This window comes from Citrobacter sp. SX206 (genome assembly GCF_024181025.1).
GTDB classification, from domain to species: domain Bacteria; phylum Pseudomonadota; class Gammaproteobacteria; order Enterobacterales; family Enterobacteriaceae; genus Citrobacter; species Citrobacter youngae.
On the sequence record NZ_CP049738.1, the window covers coordinates 2,650,456 to 2,668,812 of the forward strand.

20 protein-coding genes, 1 tRNA gene and 1 pseudogene are annotated in these 18,357 nt (G+C 50.4%); 11 read left to right on the forward strand and 11 right to left on the reverse strand.

The window, feature by feature from the left end; all coding sequences use genetic code 11:
- Positions 1–192 precede the first annotated feature (192 nt).
- The 7 genes from rluE to G8S19_RS13035 all read left to right on the forward strand — a co-directional run bounded on the left by rluE (position 193) and on the right by G8S19_RS13035 (position 5,608).
- Positions 193–816, forward strand: a complete 624-nt coding sequence (rluE, locus tag G8S19_RS13005) for a 23S rRNA pseudouridine(2457) synthase RluE (RefSeq protein ID WP_054528293.1) — start codon at positions 193–195, stop codon at positions 814–816.
- Positions 817–829: 13 nt separating this feature from the next.
- Positions 830–1,291, forward strand: a complete 462-nt coding sequence (locus tag G8S19_RS13010; protein WP_048211947.1) for an NUDIX hydrolase — start codon at positions 830–832, stop codon at positions 1,289–1,291.
- 53 nt (positions 1,292–1,344) lie between these two features.
- Positions 1,345–2,451, forward strand: coding sequence for a tRNA 2-thiouridine(34) synthase MnmA (gene mnmA / locus G8S19_RS13015; protein ID WP_048212599.1), 1,107 nt, complete (start codon positions 1,345–1,347; stop codon positions 2,449–2,451).
- A 34-nt stretch (positions 2,452–2,485) separates the two neighbouring features.
- Positions 2,486–3,127, forward strand: a complete 642-nt coding sequence (hflD, locus tag G8S19_RS13020; protein WP_016153409.1) for a high frequency lysogenization protein HflD — start codon at positions 2,486–2,488, stop codon at positions 3,125–3,127.
- A 3-nt stretch (positions 3,128–3,130) separates the two neighbouring features.
- The gene (purB, locus tag G8S19_RS13025) at positions 3,131–4,501 is read left to right on the forward strand and encodes an adenylosuccinate lyase (RefSeq protein ID WP_005120992.1); all 1,371 of its coding nucleotides are present in this window, start codon (positions 3,131–3,133) and stop codon (positions 4,499–4,501) included.
- 297 nt (positions 4,502–4,798) lie between these two features.
- Positions 4,799–4,895: transfer RNA gene (locus G8S19_RS13030), tRNA-OTHER, on the forward strand.
- Positions 4,896–4,960: 65 nt separating this feature from the next.
- On the forward strand, positions 4,961–5,608 hold the full coding sequence (locus G8S19_RS13035; RefSeq protein ID WP_253685278.1) for an SOS response-associated peptidase: 648 nt from the start codon (positions 4,961–4,963) through the stop codon (positions 5,606–5,608).
- Positions 5,609–5,701: 93 nt separating this feature from the next.
- Here G8S19_RS13035 and arsC read toward each other — a convergent pair whose 3' ends face one another.
- From arsC to G8S19_RS13050, 3 genes are read right to left on the reverse strand one after another with little or no spacing between them, the layout of a single operon-like run.
- Entirely contained in the window at positions 5,702–6,127 is a 426-nt protein-coding gene (gene arsC / locus G8S19_RS13040) for a glutaredoxin-dependent arsenate reductase (RefSeq protein WP_048211254.1), read from the reverse strand.
- Positions 6,128–6,139: 12 nt separating this feature from the next.
- A complete protein-coding gene (locus G8S19_RS13045) occupies positions 6,140–7,429 on the reverse strand; it encodes an arsenic transporter (protein ID WP_048211255.1) in 1,290 nt (429 codons plus the stop codon).
- Positions 7,430–7,473: 44 nt separating this feature from the next.
- Positions 7,474–7,794 carry a transcriptional regulator gene (locus G8S19_RS13050; protein WP_047041444.1) on the reverse strand — a complete coding sequence of 107 codons (321 nt, stop codon included), beginning with the start codon at positions 7,792–7,794 and terminating at the stop codon, positions 7,474–7,476.
- 85 nt (positions 7,795–7,879) lie between these two features.
- Here G8S19_RS13050 and arsH point away from each other — a divergent pair, with 85 nt between their 5' ends.
- Positions 7,880–8,578 (forward strand): arsenical resistance protein ArsH, encoded by a 699-nt coding sequence (gene arsH / locus G8S19_RS13055; RefSeq protein WP_253685280.1) that lies wholly within the window; start codon positions 7,880–7,882, stop codon positions 8,576–8,578.
- A 47-nt stretch (positions 8,579–8,625) separates the two neighbouring features.
- Here arsH and G8S19_RS13060 read toward each other — a convergent pair whose 3' ends face one another.
- Positions 8,626–9,786: an IS30 family transposase gene (locus G8S19_RS13060; protein ID WP_253685221.1), complete on the reverse strand. Its 1,161-nt coding sequence runs from the start codon at positions 9,784–9,786 to the stop codon at positions 8,626–8,628.
- Positions 9,787–10,080: 294 nt separating this feature from the next.
- Between G8S19_RS13060 and G8S19_RS13065 the strand changes: the two genes are divergently transcribed.
- Together G8S19_RS13065 and G8S19_RS13070 are read left to right on the forward strand one after the other, a co-directional pair.
- Positions 10,081–10,695, forward strand: coding sequence for a YagU family protein (locus G8S19_RS13065; RefSeq protein WP_040231974.1), 615 nt, complete (start codon positions 10,081–10,083; stop codon positions 10,693–10,695).
- 68 nt (positions 10,696–10,763) lie between these two features.
- Positions 10,764–10,865, forward strand: a pseudogene (locus tag G8S19_RS13070) (DinI-like family protein); the annotation flags it as partial.
- 37 nt (positions 10,866–10,902) lie between these two features.
- Here the strand turns inward: G8S19_RS13070 and G8S19_RS13075 are convergent.
- The 6 genes from G8S19_RS13075 to G8S19_RS13100 are packed head-to-tail and all read right to left on the reverse strand — an operon-like array spanning position 10,903 to position 17,589.
- Positions 10,903–12,333: a phage tail protein gene (locus tag G8S19_RS13075; protein WP_253685282.1), complete on the reverse strand. Its 1,431-nt coding sequence runs from the start codon at positions 12,331–12,333 to the stop codon at positions 10,903–10,905.
- Positions 12,334–12,342: 9 nt separating this feature from the next.
- Entirely contained in the window at positions 12,343–13,287 is a 945-nt protein-coding gene (locus G8S19_RS13080) for a DUF6453 family protein (RefSeq protein WP_253685284.1), read from the reverse strand.
- Positions 13,287–16,007, reverse strand: a complete 2,721-nt coding sequence (locus G8S19_RS13085) for a DUF1983 domain-containing protein (RefSeq protein WP_253685286.1) — start codon at positions 16,005–16,007, stop codon at positions 13,287–13,289. The genes G8S19_RS13080 and G8S19_RS13085 overlap by 1 nt, the downstream gene beginning before the upstream one ends.
- Positions 16,007–16,405 carry a hypothetical protein gene (locus tag G8S19_RS13090; protein WP_250010995.1) on the reverse strand — a complete coding sequence of 133 codons (399 nt, stop codon included), beginning with the start codon at positions 16,403–16,405 and terminating at the stop codon, positions 16,007–16,009. The genes G8S19_RS13085 and G8S19_RS13090 overlap by 1 nt, the downstream gene beginning before the upstream one ends.
- Before the next feature lie 6 nt (positions 16,406–16,411).
- The gene (locus G8S19_RS13095; protein ID WP_253685288.1) at positions 16,412–16,996 is read right to left on the reverse strand and encodes a hypothetical protein; all 585 of its coding nucleotides are present in this window, start codon (positions 16,994–16,996) and stop codon (positions 16,412–16,414) included.
- Positions 16,996–17,589 (reverse strand): hypothetical protein, encoded by a 594-nt coding sequence (locus G8S19_RS13100; protein WP_253685290.1) that lies wholly within the window; start codon positions 17,587–17,589, stop codon positions 16,996–16,998. The genes G8S19_RS13095 and G8S19_RS13100 overlap by 1 nt, the downstream gene beginning before the upstream one ends.
- A 164-nt stretch (positions 17,590–17,753) precedes the next feature.
- Between G8S19_RS13100 and G8S19_RS13105 the strand changes: the two genes are divergently transcribed.
- Positions 17,754–18,008, forward strand: a complete 255-nt coding sequence (locus tag G8S19_RS13105) for a hypothetical protein (RefSeq protein ID WP_253685292.1) — start codon at positions 17,754–17,756, stop codon at positions 18,006–18,008.
- On the opposite strand, the gene G8S19_RS13110 is transcribed toward G8S19_RS13105, so the two are convergent.
- On the reverse strand, positions 17,986–18,318 hold the full coding sequence (locus G8S19_RS13110; protein ID WP_253685294.1) for a hypothetical protein: 333 nt from the start codon (positions 18,316–18,318) through the stop codon (positions 17,986–17,988). The two genes, G8S19_RS13105 and G8S19_RS13110, sit on opposite strands and share 23 nt — an antisense overlap.
- Between the last annotated feature and the right edge of the window lie 39 nt (positions 18,319–18,357).

An 18,357-nucleotide genomic window follows, 5' to 3' on the forward strand; every position in this document is an offset into this window, starting at 1 on the left:
TTCGAGCGCTTCTGGTTCTGCTCGTCTGTCATCGCGCTGCATGTGCGTTTGCGTCCTGCTGCACGAATGCGTTAGAGCAATTTTTTGTTAATGTTTTGTAATGAGCATGTCAATACTACCCTAATGTTTGCCGCCATGAAAGACACTCGTTCTTAGGCTATAATGCGGCAATTGATATAATCTGAAAATACCATGCAAAAAACTTCTTTTAGAAATCACCGGGTTGAGCGATTCAGCTCACGACAAGTCACCAGGCAGCGTAAAGAAAACCAGCCAAAACGCGTGGTTTTGTTCAATAAACCCTACGATGTTTTGCCGCAATTTACGGACGAGGCAGGCAGAAGCACGTTAAAAGATTTTATTCCCGTGCCGGGAATCTATGCTGCGGGCCGACTCGACCGGGACAGTGAAGGGCTTTTGGTGCTGACCAATGACGGTGCGCTGCAGGCCCGTTTAACACAACCCGGAAAGCGCACCGGGAAAATTTATTACGTCCAGGTTGAAGGCGAGCCGACGACAGAAGCGCTGAATGCGCTGCGTACCGGGGTAACGCTCAATGACGGTCCCACGCTGCCAGCAGGTATTGAAGTGGTAGAAGAGCCTGCATGGCTGTGGCCGAGAAACCCACCCATTCGGGAGCGGAAAAATATCCCCACCACCTGGCTGAAAGTGACCTTATATGAAGGCCGCAACCGCCAGGTTCGCCGTATGACAGCACATGCTGGATTCCCGACGCTGCGCCTCATTCGCTACGCCATGGGAGATTACACACTGGATAATCTCGCCAATGGTCAATGGCGGGATGTAACTAACTGAATAAGGAACAGGTATGTTCAAACCGCACGTCACGGTCGCCTGCATTGTGCATGCAGAAGATAAGTTTTTGGTCGTTGAGGAAACAATCAATGGCAAAGCCTTGTGGAATCAACCAGCAGGACATCTGGAAGCGGATGAGACGTTAGTGCAGGCCGCCGCGCGCGAGCTCTGGGAAGAGACAGGTATCCACGCACAGCCACAACATTTCATTCGAATGCATCAATGGATTGCGCCGGATAAAACGCCCTTTTTACGTTTTCTGTTTTCTATCGAGCTTGCCAATATGTGCGCTACCGAACCTCATGACAGCGATATAGATTGCTGTCACTGGGTCAGCGCAGAAGAAGTTCTCTGCGCGCCAAACCTGCGCTCACCGCTGGTTGCGGAGAGCATTCGCTGCTACCAGAGCGGACAACGCTACCCGCTGGCGATGATCGGTGAATTTAACTGGCCGTTTACAGAGGGTGTCAAGTAAGGGGCTGCGTGCTAGAATATGCCGCCTTGAAGTTCAATGTCGTGAGTATTCCTATGTCTGAAAGCCCAAAAAAAGTGATCGTCGGCATGTCCGGCGGTGTCGATTCCTCCGTTTCTGCCTGGCTGTTGCAACAACAGGGTTATCAGGTAGAAGGCCTGTTCATGAAGAACTGGGAAGAGGACGATGGCGAGGAATATTGCACAGCAGCCGCCGACCTTGCGGATGCTCAGGCTGTCTGTGACAAACTCGGCATTGAGCTGCATACCGTCAACTTTGCCGCAGAATATTGGGACAACGTCTTTGAACTGTTCCTTGAAGAGTACAAAGCGGGTCGTACGCCGAACCCGGATATTCTGTGCAACAAAGAAATTAAGTTTAAAGCCTTCCTCGAATTTGCCGCTGAAGATTTAGGTGCCGATTACATCGCCACCGGTCACTACGTGCGTCGCGCGGATGTCGACGGTAAAAGTCGATTGCTGCGTGGGCTTGATGGCAATAAAGACCAAAGCTATTTCCTCTATACCCTCGGCCATGAGCAAATCGCGCAAAGCCTGTTCCCGGTTGGCGAACTGGAAAAACCGCAGGTACGTAAAATTGCCGAAGATCTGGGTCTGGTTACTGCGAAGAAAAAAGACTCCACCGGCATCTGCTTCATCGGTGAACGTAAGTTCCGTGAGTTCCTCGGTCGTTACCTGCCAGCACAACCCGGCAAGATCATTACCGTTGACGGTGAAGAAATTGGCCAGCATCAGGGGCTGATGTATCACACCCTGGGTCAGCGTAAAGGTCTGGGTATTGGCGGAACAAAAGAAGGTACCGAAGATCCATGGTATGTGGTGGATAAAGACGTTGAGAACAACATTCTGGTTGTCGCTCAGGGTCATGAACACCCGCGCCTCATGTCCGTTGGCCTGATTGCACAGCAATTACATTGGGTCGACCGTCAACCGTTCACCGGCACCATGCGCTGCACGGTGAAAACCCGCTATCGTCAGACCGACATTCCGTGCACCGTTAAGGCACTGGATGCCGAGCGTATTGAAGTCATTTTCGATGAACCCGTCGCGGCGGTAACGCCGGGTCAGTCGGCGGTCTTTTACAATGGCGAAGTGTGCCTCGGCGGCGGCATTATCGAACAACGATTGCCTCTGCCGGTATAATTATTTACACATTTGATACAAGGAAGCAGTGAACGTGGCAAAGAATTATTATGACATCACCCTCGCCCTGGCAGGCATTTGTCAGTCGGCACGCCTGGTGCAAGAACTGGCGCACCAGGGGCATTGTGATGCCGATGCATTACACGTTTCACTGAACAGCGTCATTGACATGAATCCCAGCTCTACGCTGGGCGTGTTTGGCGGCAGCGAGGCCAACCTGCGTCTCGGTCTGGAAACGATGCTCGGTGTGCTCAACGCCAGCAGCCGTCAGGGGCTGAACGCGGAACTTACCCGCTATACATTAAGCCTGATGGTACTGGAGCGTAAGCTTTCGGCCGCCAAAGGCGCCATGGACACGCTGGGAGACCGTATCAACGGCTTGCAGCGCCAACTGGACCATTTTGATTTGCAGTCAGAAACACTGATGAGTGCGATGGCCGGCATTTATGTTGACGTCATCAGCCCACTCGGCCCGCGTATTCAGGTCACTGGCTCCCCGGCTATCCTGCAGAGCCCACAGGTTCAGGCCAAAGTACGCGCTTCATTGCTGGCTGGCATTCGCGCTGCCGTGCTCTGGCATCAGGTAGGTGGCGGCCGTCTGCAACTCATGTTTTCTCGTAATCGCCTGACGACTCAGGCAAAACAAATTCTTGCTCATTTAACCCCGGAGTTGTGATCTATGGAATTATCCTCACTGACCGCCGTTTCCCCTGTCGATGGACGCTACGGCGATAAAGTCAGCGCGCTGCGCGGGATTTTCAGCGAATACGGTTTGCTGAAATTCCGTGTACAGGTTGAAGTACGCTGGCTGCAAAAACTGGCCGCGCACGCAGCGATCAAGGAAGTTCCTGCTTTTGCTGCCGACGCAATCGGTTACCTTGATGCGATCGTCGCTAACTTCAATGAAGAAGATGCTGCGCGTATCAAAACCATCGAGCGTACGACCAACCATGACGTGAAGGCAGTTGAGTATTTCCTGAAAGAAAAAGTGGCGGATATCCCGGAACTGCACGCTGTTTCCGAGTTTATCCACTTCGCATGCACCTCAGAAGACATCAACAACTTGTCTCACGCGCTGATGCTGAAAACGGCGCGCGACGAAGTAGTCCTGCCGTACTGGCGCCAACTGATTGATGGCATCACCGCGCTTTCTGTTGAATATCGCGATATTCCCCTGCTCTCCCGTACTCACGGTCAACCTGCCACCCCGTCAACGATGGGCAAAGAGATGGCAAACGTGGCGTACCGCATGGAACGTCAGTATCGCCAGCTCAACCAGGTTGAAATCCTCGGTAAAATCAACGGTGCTGTGGGTAACTATAACGCCCACATCGCCGCTTACCCGGAAGTTGACTGGCATCAGTTTAGCGAAGAGTTCGTCACCTCGCTGGGCATCCAGTGGAACCCCTACACCACGCAGATTGAGCCGCACGACTACATTGCTGAGCTGTTTGATTGCATCGCCCGTTTTAACACCATTCTGATCGATTTCGATCGCGACGTCTGGGGTTACATTGCGTTGGGTCACTTCAAGCAGAAAACTGTTGCCGGTGAAATTGGTTCTTCCACCATGCCGCACAAAGTAAACCCTATCGATTTCGAAAACTCTGAGGGTAACCTGGGCCTGTCTAACGCGGTTCTGCAACACCTGGCGAGCAAACTGCCGGTTTCCCGCTGGCAGCGCGACCTGACCGATTCAACCGTTCTGCGTAACCTGGGCGTGGGCATTGGCTATGCGCTGATCGCCTATCAGTCCACGCTGAAGGGTGTGAGCAAACTGGAAGTGAACCGCGATCATCTGCTGGATGAACTGGATCATAACTGGGAAGTTCTGGCAGAGCCGATCCAGACCGTGATGCGTCGCTATGGCATTGAAAAACCGTACGAGAAGCTGAAAGAACTGACTCGCGGCAAACGCGTTGACGCTGAAGGCATGAAGCAGTTTATCGATGGTCTGGCGCTGCCGGAAGACGAGAAAACCCGCCTGAAAGCCATGACGCCGGCCAATTACATTGGTCGCGCCATCACCATGGTTGATGAACTGAAGTAATCTGCACTCCGCCAGATGCTGAACAGAAGCCGGATAAGCGTAAGCGATTCCGGCTTTTTATCGCCGCATTAACATCCCTTCCCCCGGTTTATTAAATGTTTATCCCCACTGCCACATAATCAGCGTTAGACTATAAAATTGATTTTGAAAATTCAGTAAATACAGTTAATTACCATAAAATCAATCAGTTAATAAAAAATGAATTTAGACAATCACGGGCAATATGAGTCATTTCATCGCCCCAAATTATGCCCCTAACTGATTTTTGCCCCCAAATTTGCCCCAAAAAAGTAACGATGGGTAGTGGTCTATCGGCCATTTAGCAACCTTGTGAAGGTAGAAGCCATAATGGAATATTAGTGGTGTGGAGGTTCAAATCCTCTCGTACTAACCAATATCCTATACTTTCAGTCTGACAGTTGACGGGAGGTTTCTATGTGTTGAAGCTTTTCACAGTCAATGACACGAGAAGACTATCCCGCCCTGCTCGCTGATGAAGTCGAACGCGACATTCCATACGATCCAGAACCCATTAGCCGTTTTAACGTCGCGCCGGGTACCAAAGTTCTACTTCTTAATGAACGTGATGAACAACTGCATCTTGATCCTGTGCTTTGGGGATATGCTCCTGGATGGTGGGATAAACCGCCGCTAATTAACGCACGCTCTGAAACTGTCGCCACCAGCAGAATGTTTAAACCGTTCTGGCAGCATGGTCGTGCGATTTGCTTTGCCGATGGCTGGTTCGAGTGGAAAATGGAAGTCGACAAGAAACAACCATACTTTATTCACCGAGCAGACGGTCAGCCAATATTTATGGCAGCGATCGGTAGCACACCTTTCGAACGTGGAGATGAAGCAGAAGGTTTCCTTATAGTGACAGCTGCGGCCGACAAAGGGCTGGTATATATTCACGACAGGCGACCGCTGGTACTATCGCCAGATGCAGCTCGTGAATGGATGAGGCAGGATGTTGGAGGGAAAGAAGCTGCGGAAATTGCGGCCGACGGTTCCGTGCCGGCTGATAATTTTATATGGCACGCCGTTACGCGTGCCGTTGGGAATGTTGGGAATCAAGGACCGGAGTTAATAGAAACTATATGTTGATGCACGAAGCGATAGTGCTAGAGCATCAGCTTTGAGCGAAAAGCGGACGCCCGCATAGCGTTAACAGGCGTCCGATATTTTGAAGTGGGCAGATTACTTAACTCGGTTACCCGTTTCGTCAATGACCTTCTCTCCATCTTCTTTGGTAAACACTCCTTTCTGACCTTCCGGTAGAATATCCAGCACCATTTCGGAGGGCCGACAAAGACGTGTGCCGATCGGTGTCACTACAATCGGCCGATTAATCAGGATCGGATGCTGAAGCATAAAATCAATCAACTGCTCATCAGAAAACTTGTCTTCATCAAGACCCAACTGCTCATAAGGTTCGACGTTCTTACGCAGCAATGTACGTACTGAAATGCCCATATCTGAAATCAGTTTGCTAAGTTCATCACGAGTCGGGGGAGTATCGAGATAATAAATAATGGTTGGTTCGTTACCGCTGTTACGGATCATCTCCAGCGTGTTACGTGAGGTGCCACAGGCTGGATTGTGATAGATGGTAATGTTGCTCATATCTGTATCTCATTACAAAGTGATGGAGAGCCGCAACGCCAGCGCGGCCAGAGTGATAAACAGCACGGGCAGAGTCATGATAATGCCGGTGCGGAAGTAATATCCCCAGGTAATCGTTATATTTTTCTGGGCAAGCACATGCAGCCAAAGCAGGGTTGCCAGACTGCCAATCGGGGTGATTTTCGGGCCTAAATCGCAGCCGATCACGTTGGCATAAATCATTGCCTCTTTGACGACGCCAGTCGCCGTACTCCCATCAATCGACAGCGCGCCAATCAGCACTGTCGGCATATTGTTCATCACCGACGACAGGAACGCGGTCAGAAAGCCGGTGCCAAACGTTGCTGCCCATAATCCCTTTTCTGCCAGCAGGTTTAGCACGCCAGACAGATACTCCGTTAACCCTGCATTGCGGAGGCCATAAACAACCAGGTACATGCCCAGCGAAAAAATAACGATCTGCCATGGCGCACCGCGCAGGACTTTTCCGGTGTTGATGGCATTACCTCTTTTCGCCACTATAAACAGTACTGCTGCGCCAGTAGCCGCTATCGCACTGACCGGGATCCCCATAGGCTCCAAAACAAAGAAACCGACAAGCAGCAATAACAGGACAATCCAGCCCACCCTGAACGTTGCCGGATCTTTTATCACACTGGCAGGAGTCTTCAGCAGCGAAACGTCATACGTCGCCGGAATGTCCCTGCGGAAGAAGAGATGCAGCATGACTAGCGTGGCCGCAATCGCTGCCACATCTACGGGGATCATAACGGAGGCATACTGCGTAAAGCCCAGACCGAAAAAGTCCGCCGAGACGATATTCACCAGGTTAGAAACAATGAGCGGCAGGCTGGCCGTATCTGCTATAAATCCTGCGGCCATCACAAAGGCCAGTGTTGTGCCCTTGCTGAATCCCATTGCAAGCAGCATCGCAATCACAATTGGTGTCAGAATCAGCGCGGCGCCGTCATTGGCGAACAAAGCAGCGACAGCGGCACCGAGCAACACTATCCAGGAAAACAGCAGGCGACCACGCCCGTTACCCCAGCGGGAGACGTGCAGTGCGGTCCACTCAAAGAAACCGGCCTCATCGAGTAGCAGACTGATGATAATGACCGCAATAAATGCCGCTGTCGCGTTCCAGACGATATTCCAGACAACGGGAATATCATTGATATGGATGACACCGGTTACCAGCGCCAGCACAGCCCCGATACTCGCACTCCAGCCAATGCTCAAGCCTCTGGGTTGCCAGATCACCAGTATCAGCGTCAGTAAAAATATACTCCCTGCCAAAAGCATCTCAGACTCCGTTATATATGATTATGTAAATGTGTTTTCATTTCTCAACAGGAGGTGCAGGCTGATTTATCCAGCCATTCACGCACATCCTCTCGCATACACTGCCAGGACGTTGTGATTGTCTCCGCTGCCCATGCCGGTATGTGGGGTGACAGACGATAATGGATCCATTTGCCTTCACGACGATCCAGAACCAACCCAGCCTCGCGAAGAATAGCCATATGTCGCGAGACTTTGGGCTGTGATTCGGAAATGGTTGCGCAGATATCACAGACGCACAGTTCTCCTGACTCCCGGAGAATCATGACGATGGCGAGCCGGGTTTCATCCGACAGGATTTTGAAAAGCTGAACAGGTTGTAGCATTTTTCACTCCGTTCCCTTTAGAATATACATATGGTAAATCATATGTATTAAATTTGAAATCATCTGATCTCTCCGGAGTAGAAAAATGGAACAATTTCCAGCACTGAATAGTGAATGCTTTGATCAACACATCGCCGAGCGCCTGCACCTGCACGAGCCGCCGCGGATTCTGATCCTATATGGCTCAGTTAGAGAGCGCTCCTACAGCCGCTTTGCTGCGGAAGAAGCTGGTCGCCTGCTGGCAGCGATGGGCGCGGAGGTAAAACTATTTAATCCCTCAGGTTTACCCCTGCCGGATGATGCGCCAGATACACATCCTAAAGTCGCCGAGCTGCGCGGTCTGGTCAGATGGTGTGACGGGATGGTGTGGAGTTCTCCGGAACGGCACGGGGCTATGAGCGCAGTTATGAAGGCGCAGATTGACTGGATACCATTAAGTGAAGGCGCAGTTCGTCCTTCGCAGGGCAAAACACTTGCGGTAATGCAGGTTTGCGGAGGTTCACAGTCCTTCAATGCAGTGAACCAGATGCGTATTCTGGGCCGGTGGATGCGGATGTTTACGATCCCTAACCAGTCCTCCGTAGCCAAGGCATGGCAAGAGTTCGACGAAAACGGACGAATGAAACCTTCGTCATGGTATGACCGCATTGTCGATGTAGCCGAAGAGCTGTTTAAAATCACTCTGCTGCTTAAGGGGCAAACCGGCTATCTTGCGGATCGCTACAGCGAACGAAAAGAGAACCATCAGGAGTTTTCATCCCGTGTCAATCAGGACAAAATATAACGTTGTTCTTTGCATAAGCTTAATAACGTCCGCTATTGGCTGTGAGTTCAACCGATGGATGCAACACATTGATTGAACCGCTCTGCGGGTGATTCATAGTCTAGCGTTTTTCTCGGCCTCTCGTTGAGCTGTCTGGCAACACTGTTTAGTCTTTGCTGGCTGTGAACCGATAAGTCAGTTCCTTTTGGAAAATACTGTCTGAGTAATCTGTTTGTATTTTCATTTGAGCCGCGTTGCCAGGGGGATTGAGGATCGCAGAAGTAAACCTGAATATCTGTAGCTACGGTAAACCGGGTATGGCTGGTCATTTCAGCACCCCGGTCCCATGTTAATGTTTTATAAAGCTCAGCAGGTAATTCACGGGCTTGTTTGATGAGTGCAGATATAACCGTTATGGTCTTGTTGTCCCTGACTTTGGCCAACATAACAAAACGGGAATGACGCTCTACGAGGGTGACGATATAGGAGTTTTTAGAGCCCTGGATCAGATCACCTTCCCAGTGACCTGGTATGGCTCTGTCAGCTGCTTCAGGTGGCCTTTCGCTGATAGAGATCGTATCCGGGATTGACCCTAATCCTTTCCCTTTAAGCGATGATGTTCTGGATCTACGCACGACTCTTCCGCTTCTGAGGCATTGCTGCAGTTCTTTTTTTAATGCACCCCGGGTTTGTATAAAAAGCGTTTTATATATCGTTTCGTGTGACACATGCATTTCCTGACTATCCGGATAACAGCGTTTCAGCCAGCCGGCGATCTGTTCCGGCGACCAGTCCTGATGCATATTCTCTGCAATGATTTTACACAATGCGGGGCTTTGAATTAGCTTGCAAGGTTTTGGTCTCAGAGCATTTTCCCACGCAGCAGTATCGGCTTTTGCTGCACGGTATTGTTTTGCACCACCGTGTCTCCTAATCTCGCGGCTAATCGTTGAAGGAGCTCTTGATAATTTGGCAGCGATGTCCCTGATGCTGCGTTTTGCTACCAATCCTCTGGATATTTCCTCTCTTTCATCAAGCGAGAGCGCTAACCGGTGCCGCCTTCTCACGGGAGGACGGTAGCCACCTGTCTGGTGGATTGTAGGCATAATAGAAGAGTGAAATCTGTCGAACATTCTGGCGATATCGTGCAGGGAATCACCTTGCTTATATCGGTCCCAGATAATCGCTTTCTGTTCTGGCGTGTAGTAAATGCGCGTTCTTCGTTTCATGGCAACGTCCCCCTTGATTAAGGATAGCGTTGCATCGACCCGTTGAACTCACAGCACAGAGCGGACGAAGGTATCTGATGAGACTCATCTGACTGTGTAAGAGGCTTCACCAGATTTTCCCGGATGCTGATATCACCGTCTTTCTGCCGCAGCATATGAAGTAGTTTAATTTAGGAATTCCTGTTACTAACTCAGATGTAGAACATACAACCACATACAATTCTTTACATTCATTGTTTTTTATGAATACTACTTAGTAATTACGTTGATGTAATGAAATTCAATGGATGAAATATGAATATATTTGAACAAACACCACCTAACCGCAGACGTTATGGCCTGGCTGCTTTTATCGGGTTAATCGCCGGTATCGTATCAGCATTCGTTAAATGGGGTGCTGAAGTACCCTTGCCGCCCCGTAGCCCGTCGGATATGTTCACTACTGCATGTGTTCCGGAATCATTAATCAGAGCGGCGGGACAAATTGATTGCTCCCGCAATTTCCTGAACCCTCCATATATTTTCCTTCGGGACTGGATGGGACTTGCAGATCCTAACGCAGCGGTCTACACCTTTGCCGGGCATGTGTTTAACTGGGTTGGTGTAACACACATCATTTTTTCTATTGTGTTCGCCGTAGGCTACTGTGTAGTTGCAGAAGTTTTTCCTAAAATTAAACTCTGGCAGGGGTTGTTGGCTGGTGCATTAGCCCAGCTTTTCGTACATATGATTTCCTTCCCTCTCATGGGACTGACCCCTCCTCTCGCTGACCTTCCATGGTATGAGAATGTATCCGAAATTTTTGGTCATTTAATCTGGTTCTGGTCCATCGAAATTATTCGACGAGATCTACGTAACAGGATTACTCACCAACCGGATCCGGAAATCCCTTTGGGGACAACCCGCTGATACCATCAATGAGATAGTAAAATGGCGCATATACAGCGCCATTTTTAGTATCTATGTGCTGAATACCACCAGCGATCAACACTGACGCCAGCAAGCATGAGAAAGAACAGATAAACCGGATTGTTCAGGAAATGTTTGAAGAGGCTGAGTTCTGGTTAGCTGAAGATTAACAAGCAGATATGCCTGGCTGTAGCATTATTACATCAACTATCGCGGCTGGGTGCTCTGCTGATTTTCAGAACGAGCCTGCTCAGCCTGTTCCATTGCTATCCTCATTTCCTCCTGACGTTGATTAAAGATACTGTCTGCAGGCATTTCAACACGCAGATCCACCCAGCGCCCAGCAGGGATATCGACAGGTTCCCCGTCTTTTACGGTTTCAATAAAAGTTTCATTATCAGATACGTAGCCAATTAAATTACGGGCAAACTCCGGTGCCGATGGATGTGTCCGGTGGTACGTTTTCAGCAGAATGGAACCATCTGACTCGACTTTATAATCCACCCACAACAGGGGCTGTTTGTTTCGGTCGAGCGGTATCTCAATGCCGCCATCGATACCCCCCCATGCTGGAGCTGAGTTGAAGCCCAAAACGCCAGAAATACGATAAACGCCAACGTCAAGACGTTCTGTGAAGGCCCCCTCTGCCTGGTAGTTAACTTCCGCCGATCCGTCGCCTTTCAGTTTAACGATCGGAGATGCTTTTTTAATGAAACCATTACCGTCCACTGTTGTGTTGGCAGTGTCGTACATTGTCCGCGAGAATACTCCGATACCTGCCTGGGCCGATACGACTGTGACGCTCCCCCCTGGAGAGTAGGGTATCTGAATCGCTCCCGCCGTATCCCCTGTTTGTAACCAGATACCAGCACCGTATGTTGTAGAAGATGTGGAAGGGATAGAAGCGTTGTTTCTGAAAACACAACTTCCATAATTAATAAGTGCCGAATAGATGTCATTATTCGAAGTGGCATTTATAACAATATGCCCCGCTGTTCCATGCCCAAAACCCCACATACTCCCTACAATAGGTACATTTCCGTCATCTGTGCCTGCATTTCTGATTGCCGAGGTTCCCAGACCAAGTTTAGTTCTCGCCCCGGATTCACTATTACTTCCAGTCCCCCCACGCGTAATACTGAGGGGAGTAGTGAGTCCTTCCAGACTGGTGATGTCAGAGTTATCACCTTTTTTGGCGTAATCATTAAGATCCGACTTATCCGCCTTAAGACTTACACTACTGATTAACTTTTTCGCTGATGGTCCTGTTGTCTGGCTGGTATCAGGGAGCGTAATGGTTACATCACCGTCCGCAGTGAAAAATTGCTGCCAGTTCTGCTTGTCGTAGTTCAGGCCACGAAGTGCCTCTGCGCTCTGCGCTACCAGTGCAGCGGTAACCATATTCAGTGCCACACGTGGAACTGCTGACCATGCTGCACCCGATTGTGTGGGCCCGGTAAAATTGCTGACCAGCATCAGGCCCGCATTACTCTCAACTGTTTTGACCGGAAGCGTATAAGGTACGCCACCTACAGTGACAACAATAAAATCGCCGGCTGCCAATTCGGTGCTGAATGATGTCCCGGCTCCTGATACCTGGGCAGAATTATTCGTCAGGGTGAGTGTTCCTGCTGACATAGATTTTCCTCAGTACATGTTCGGGATAATGAGAATGGGCATGGTGATATTTCTGTTACGGGTCATATCCCATCCATTGCTGAAGTAATTACCAAAAACCCGGTTATAGGCAGACCTGACGCTGCCGCCCGACATCACAACACCTTTTATACGAAGGTTCCCGTAACCGCCGTCCATACGAACCTGTGCACCGGTATAAACTATCTGGCAGAACCCGCCGCCAATATCCTGGAATGCATCGGTAATCTGGATTTGTCGGTCATATACAAAGGGGCGTTTCAGCGTGGAGAACGTCACCTGGCCAGCGGCGTTGGTCATGGTGATACCGTCTCCGCCAACATGTGCGGTCTGATTGAATATCACCAGGTCAATCGTCGCCGTTCCGGCCACGTCATCCCGCCCTGTGTAGGAGATATCGCGAACGATAATATTGCCGCCATCAAACCCCACCGATACATTCGGGTTATCCCATTTCCCAAAAGGAATGCCACCAACCGGGAGAGATGCGATACCGTTAACCGTGATGCGCCCGGACCAGGCGCAGGTCATCAGCGCAGCCTGATTAGATATGGCGGTGAAGTCGGTAGAGTTCGCAACCAGTAACCCTTCGTTATAAGTCGCTGCAGGCAGCAGTTCCATAATGTAGCCGGACCAGTCCGGAGTAAGGGATTTACCCCCGATTGTCTCTGCGCCAATGATGACCCCGGAGTCCCCGTTCCGGGTGACCCCCGTCATAATGGCTACATCAAATTCAGCAAATGAGTAGGTGTAGACAGGATTGGTGGGTATCACAATAACCTGAGAGCCTGGAACCAGTGGCGTGTTTACCGGGTACTGCATTGGCTGGGATGACCAGCCCGAGAACGATGTGCAAAAACTGGGGGCCCGCAGCCCCGCAGTAATTGCCATCACCGGACGGCCATCGTTGTAATCAATCAGAATACCTTCCGGCATTATGACCACCTCCCGACGACAACCCGTCCACCGCCAGGCAGATTGACAGTTAGTCCATTACCGTTGATAACGACGGTGTTATTGGTACCGTTAAATGAAAACTGGCCGCTGTTCGCATAAAACTGTCCATGAAATTCACAGTTACCATTTTTATCGATATTCCACCCAGCCCCTGAAGGACCTGAAACGAAAGAGGTGGACCTGATATAGTTGCCAATCTTTGCATTGGTGATACTGCCATCCTGAATTAAAGCATCACGGATAAATACCTGTCCGTTATAGACAAAGAACGCAGCAGTGTAATTTCCCGGATCACTTCCGGAATAAATACCAAACTGATCAGCAGCAAAAACCACTGTGGATTTATAGCTGTTCCCCGATGGCTCAATCGACATACCGAACCCGGTGCTGTATTTCACTCCATTCCTGACAATGCCGAGATTAGTGACATAAGAAGCTTTTGCCGTTCCATCAATATTTACTTCGGCGGTCAGTTTCTGGTTAACCGCAGCAGTCAAAGTGCCTTCTGGTCCGATTGACGCCTGAACATAACTGGACAGATCAGCGAGCCCCTGTTCGGCGGTAGCCACCGTGGTTTTTACGACCAGAATATCAGCACGTACCTCACCATATTGTTGATACTGATGCTCAACGGTGCCATGGTTCGCCAGCGCATTTTCCATAATGCCTTCCAGGTTCGTATCGACACCGGCCTTAACGTTCTGGAATGCGTCTGATTTCTGTACTGCATCATCAATGAGGTCTATGAGACTGCCAGTGTCCATAGAGCACAGCGCCGGTACTTCGACAAAACCGGATGCACCAAAGGCGTTAATGGTCCTGATGTACCAGTAATAGGTATGCCCTACCTGTAGCTGATTACTGGTCCAGGTGGTTCCCATCCCTTCACGGCTGGCATTCGCTTCCACGGTGACTGTTGAGGCATCAGGCAGTTTTGTTTCACCTGACGTCCAGAAATCAAACTGCGTGGAAACATTGGTAATTGCCGCCAGACGCGGGATCAGCGTGACGGCAAAGAAGCCCTGCTCAATATCAACATGGGAAGGTGCTGGCGGGGCTTCAATACTGAATTCCAGATACCCTTCCGGCGACTCTGCCCCCATCTGGTTTACGGCAATAACGTGGGCTGTGTAGGTATTTTTCGGTAACCCGGTAAGACGCGTGAACGTCCCCGGAACCTGGACGGACATGACCATTTGACCATTGCGACGAATGATCACTTTGTTGTAGGCCACCGGCCCGATATTCTGCCAGGACAAAATGCCCTGTACGACCTGACCGATTTCCTCCACGGTATATTTCAGGTTCTGCGGCTGCGCCACGCCGCCTGATGGCAACTGAGTGAACGGCGGTCGCTCGATCGGTTTGCCGATGGCATCGCCCCATACATCCGCTGTTTCCTGCTTCAGTGTCAGTTGCACGCCGTTCTGAACGCCGAACTTCCAGTCCATTACCCGCATCTCAACATTGACGATGCCGATAGACGGGAAATTCACCTTCACATACATTCCAGGGCGGTAACGGTATCCGCTCAGGTTTAACGTTACGTTCATCGTCCTGGCGATGCGGGTACACTTTAACTTCACATCAGCGAGGCGCTGGGCCTGAAATTCTGAAGTCACAAATCGCAGTTTCATATCCTGCGATATTTCCACCCCGTCTTCTGTCACCCATTCACTGACAGACACAGAGGGGAAATCCGCTTCGGTATAGCCCTGCTGCGGATCGACGAATGTCCCCTTGATAGTGTTAACGCGTTCCGCCTGAGAGACCTCCGGCATGATTTCGATATCACCGGCCAGCTGGCTTTCAGTGATCACTTCGGTAGCGGGTCCGTAATAAGCCCCGACCAGAAGACCATGTTTGCCCGCGGTATACGTTACATCCCCGGCACATGCCGCCAGCATCCCCTCCAGAATACTGACCTTGTTCTCACTGAGATCGAACTCACCGTTAATCGTGTAACGCTTCTCAACGGTATTGCCGCCAGTAATCACATCCTCATCACAGATGTTCGCTGCTTCCTGAAACTGTTCCCAGAGAATATCGGCGTCAGGCACTTTCAGGTAATTGCGGTAATAGTCCAGGATAACCAGCGCCGCATTGTTGCTGTAACCCGTCAACCCGGTACGCGGGTCATAAACGGCACGCCCGTACTTTTCGACCTTGATATTCGGGATACCTGACGGGAATTTTTCTGCACTGAATTTGAGGGACACGCGCAGCCACGTGATCCCCTTTCCGATCATGTCTTCTTTCCATGACGGACAGTTTGCCAGCATATATGGATCTACGGTCTGCCGATTGGTGTGCAGTTCAAAAGACGCATGCTCCGGAAAACTGCTGATCGGTTCGTCACCCAGCCAGACGGTTCCAATACGGGATAATGAGTGACCCGCCAGGGCAATGGCCAGATGCAACATTTCACCGTCATCCTGTTGCCCCGACTCTTCCTCTGAAAAGAGCAATGTTCCCGCTGTCGTGGTGTGACCGTAAACAACCGTTTTGGCGCTGGCTGCGGCACGAAGGACCTGTTTACGTTCCGATGTGTCACGGTAGGAGTCCAGTGATGGCTTTTTGGTCAGCGCCTGAGTTGCCACCTGGGCGGCAACGGTGATAGCCATTGAGATCCCGTAATACTGATATGAGGCGGCAGCACCTGCAGCAACGGTCGCAATGACAGGAATAGCAGCAGGCATTAACGCACCCTCCAGACACTCAGCGGCTTAACCCGCAGACTGACAAGACCATTTTCACCAGGTACCCATACAACGCCGGAATACACCACCCCGGCACACCGCGATCCCGCATTTTCAACAACGGCAATATCCCCACGCTGCGCCAGCTTCACCGGCACTTCATCGAGATACCGGGCCAGCACCTTTTCAAGCGAACCGCCACCGCGCAATATCGCCTTTTTTGCCCCATGTTCGCTGTCGTAGGCTCCGCGCCAGCCTGCCGCAAAATCCTCGCCGCACATGGCCTGAGCACAGTCCGCCGCGAACAGGCAGCAGTCATGACTACCCCATAAAAAAGGCCGCTTTTCAGCGGCCCTTATTACGGTGATTAATCTGTTATGCCAGTCCGGATGCTTCATGTTGCCTCACTTATAGGTAAATCCTGGCGCATCTTTTTTACTGCCCCAGTAAATAGAACGTTCAGACATCTGCGCTACATACCGGAATATGCGGTCGCCGGGATAAGCAGCCTGCTGCGATTCATCGGTATAGCGATCAGGGAAAGGACGCTGCCAGTCTTCAAAAATATTACTGATGGTGTACTGCAGGGCATTCGTCCCGCCAGCAGTCGCACCTGTGCTGGATACCTGCCCTTTGAACAGGAGATCGGCAACCTGGACAACACCGTTATCATCCATGACCACCAGATAGATTTCGGCATTTCTGCCAACACAGCGCTCATTCAGCGTGGTGGCAAAGAGAGCCATATCCAGACCGGAAAGGGTCATTTTGACCTGTGTCGGGCTGGTTGTGCTGGTTTCACTGGCATCATCAACAGAGCCCATGCGGCCCATGCCGTAATAAACATAGCCGCCGAGAACCAGCGTCCCGGTACCGGAATGCACATACACGGTGCCGGATTCAAACTGAATATTGGCGGCGATCGCGACCGTCACCCTGTCACGGGATAACCAGTCCACCATTGAATCCGAAAACGGGGAATACAGCATTAAAATGCCTCCTCAAGCTCCAGCGTGTAACTGGTAAAAACACCCGGCACACGGTTACCAGCACCCTGTTGGTTATCCTTCAGTTTGAAAATGCCGTAGGGTTTCGCAACCTCAATGGCAGCATTAGCAGGCGGCGAACTACGCAACATCGGCGCAAATGCAATCATTGCGGTACCGTTCGCCGCGCTCGTCACATCGGCTGTAACCATCTTTAGCTCGTCGTTAACAGTGAAATAATCGCCCTGTCTGAGCACCACTGTTCCCGGCGTCCAGCCCTTACTCTGAAGCTGGGTTCCGGTCTGATTAGCGCCATCAACAACGGGCTCGCCCGCTGGCGTTCTGCCACTTCTCCCCCAGTCACGGACTTTTACCCTGCCATACTCACCATCAAGCGAAGCCACCAGAGCATCAATAAGCCTGGACTTTTCATCTGTCAGGTTATTAAAGGTCAGGGAACATACCCAGCGGGTACCGGGGAATCGTGCTGTCTGCGATGCCCCATTGAAGGTGGAACGGAAGGTTTTGGTGTTACTTTCTGGTCGCCAGTTCAGCGACGCGGGACAGACATCTTCCGGCCATTCGAGTACAGCCATAAATTCTCCTGCATTATTCTGCGCACGGAGGCGCTACTGATCATTTGTCAGGATGTTACTGGTTGATATTCATAGTTAAAATACGTGTTCAGCCCGTCAGTTGTTGGACACTGGTGTTTGATGATTAGGAGGGATGGCTGATTACCTCTAAAAAGGATTGAAAAATGTCAAAACCTATCTCATTGGAAGAAGTTCTCGCAGGAATGAACGACACAGCGAGAAAAAATTACGCAATGACAGAGTTACTTATGCAGACTTTTAGCGCATTTGTTATTTCGACTGGCAACAAGGAGGCCGTGGTTAATTTTATCAAATCCACCAACAGCACTGGGGAGCTTGCAGAAGCTCACAAACATGCTCAAAACGTTTTTCTTAACCTGCTTGATTCAGTAAAAGTCATACCACAACAGAAGAATTGATGTTTACATAACCATCACTAACTCTGAATATAGCGGTCTGAATTTGGGCCGCTTTTATAATTTTTTTGATAGATTGTCGAGCATGCTCTTTCGCCCGCTGATTGTATCCTTCCAACGTAAGTTCTGGCGTTAAGTCTTCACTGTACTGGATAGTAACCACTGTTGCTTTGTCAATATTCACCGACACGTTACTACCAATACGCTGTGTAGATGACATGGCCAAATTTTCACCGAAGGAAATTCTTACTCCATTTTCTTTCGGAAACCCTACTTTAAATTCAAGTGACTCAACTCGTTGTTCTAAAGTCATAACTGTCTCCCGCCTTTCGGCTTAATGAATATTAATAAT

Coding starts and splice junctions, on each gene's coding strand:
- G8S19_RS13085 (WP_253685286.1), bottom strand. CDS start 16,007: ATGCCTGCTGCTATTCCTGTCATTGCGACCGTTGCTGCAGGTGCTGCC.
- G8S19_RS13100 (WP_253685290.1), bottom strand. CDS start 17,589: ATGGCTGTACTCGAATGGCCGGAAGATGTCTGTCCCGCGTCGCTGAAC.
- arsH (WP_253685280.1), top strand. CDS start 7,880: ATGGAACAATTTCCAGCACTGAATAGTGAATGCTTTGATCAACACATC.
- G8S19_RS13060 (WP_253685221.1), bottom strand. CDS start 9,786: ATGAAACGAAGAACGCGCATTTACTACACGCCAGAACAGAAAGCGATT.
- G8S19_RS13010 (WP_048211947.1), top strand. CDS start 830: ATGTTCAAACCGCACGTCACGGTCGCCTGCATTGTGCATGCAGAAGAT.
- G8S19_RS13095 (WP_253685288.1), bottom strand. CDS start 16,996: ATGCTGTATTCCCCGTTTTCGGATTCAATGGTGGACTGGTTATCCCGT.
- G8S19_RS13075 (WP_253685282.1), bottom strand. CDS start 12,333: ATGTCAGCAGGAACACTCACCCTGACGAATAATTCTGCCCAGGTATCA.
- G8S19_RS13090 (WP_250010995.1), bottom strand. CDS start 16,405: ATGAAGCATCCGGACTGGCATAACAGATTAATCACCGTAATAAGGGCC.
- G8S19_RS13050 (WP_047041444.1), bottom strand. CDS start 7,794: ATGCTACAACCTGTTCAGCTTTTCAAAATCCTGTCGGATGAAACCCGG.
- G8S19_RS13080 (WP_253685284.1), bottom strand. CDS start 13,287: ATGCCGGAAGGTATTCTGATTGATTACAACGATGGCCGTCCGGTGATG.
- arsC (WP_048211254.1), bottom strand. CDS start 6,127: ATGAGCAACATTACCATCTATCACAATCCAGCCTGTGGCACCTCACGT.
- G8S19_RS13110 (WP_253685294.1), bottom strand. CDS start 18,318: ATGACTTTAGAACAACGAGTTGAGTCACTTGAATTTAAAGTAGGGTTT.
- G8S19_RS13065 (WP_040231974.1), top strand. CDS start 10,081: ATGAATATATTTGAACAAACACCACCTAACCGCAGACGTTATGGCCTG.
- mnmA (WP_048212599.1), top strand. CDS start 1,345: ATGTCTGAAAGCCCAAAAAAAGTGATCGTCGGCATGTCCGGCGGTGTC.
- G8S19_RS13035 (WP_253685278.1), top strand. CDS start 4,961: ATGACACGAGAAGACTATCCCGCCCTGCTCGCTGATGAAGTCGAACGC.
- G8S19_RS13045 (WP_048211255.1), bottom strand. CDS start 7,429: ATGCTTTTGGCAGGGAGTATATTTTTACTGACGCTGATACTGGTGATC.
- rluE (WP_054528293.1), top strand. CDS start 193: ATGCAAAAAACTTCTTTTAGAAATCACCGGGTTGAGCGATTCAGCTCA.
- purB (WP_005120992.1), top strand. CDS start 3,131: ATGGAATTATCCTCACTGACCGCCGTTTCCCCTGTCGATGGACGCTAC.
- G8S19_RS13105 (WP_253685292.1), top strand. CDS start 17,754: ATGTCAAAACCTATCTCATTGGAAGAAGTTCTCGCAGGAATGAACGAC.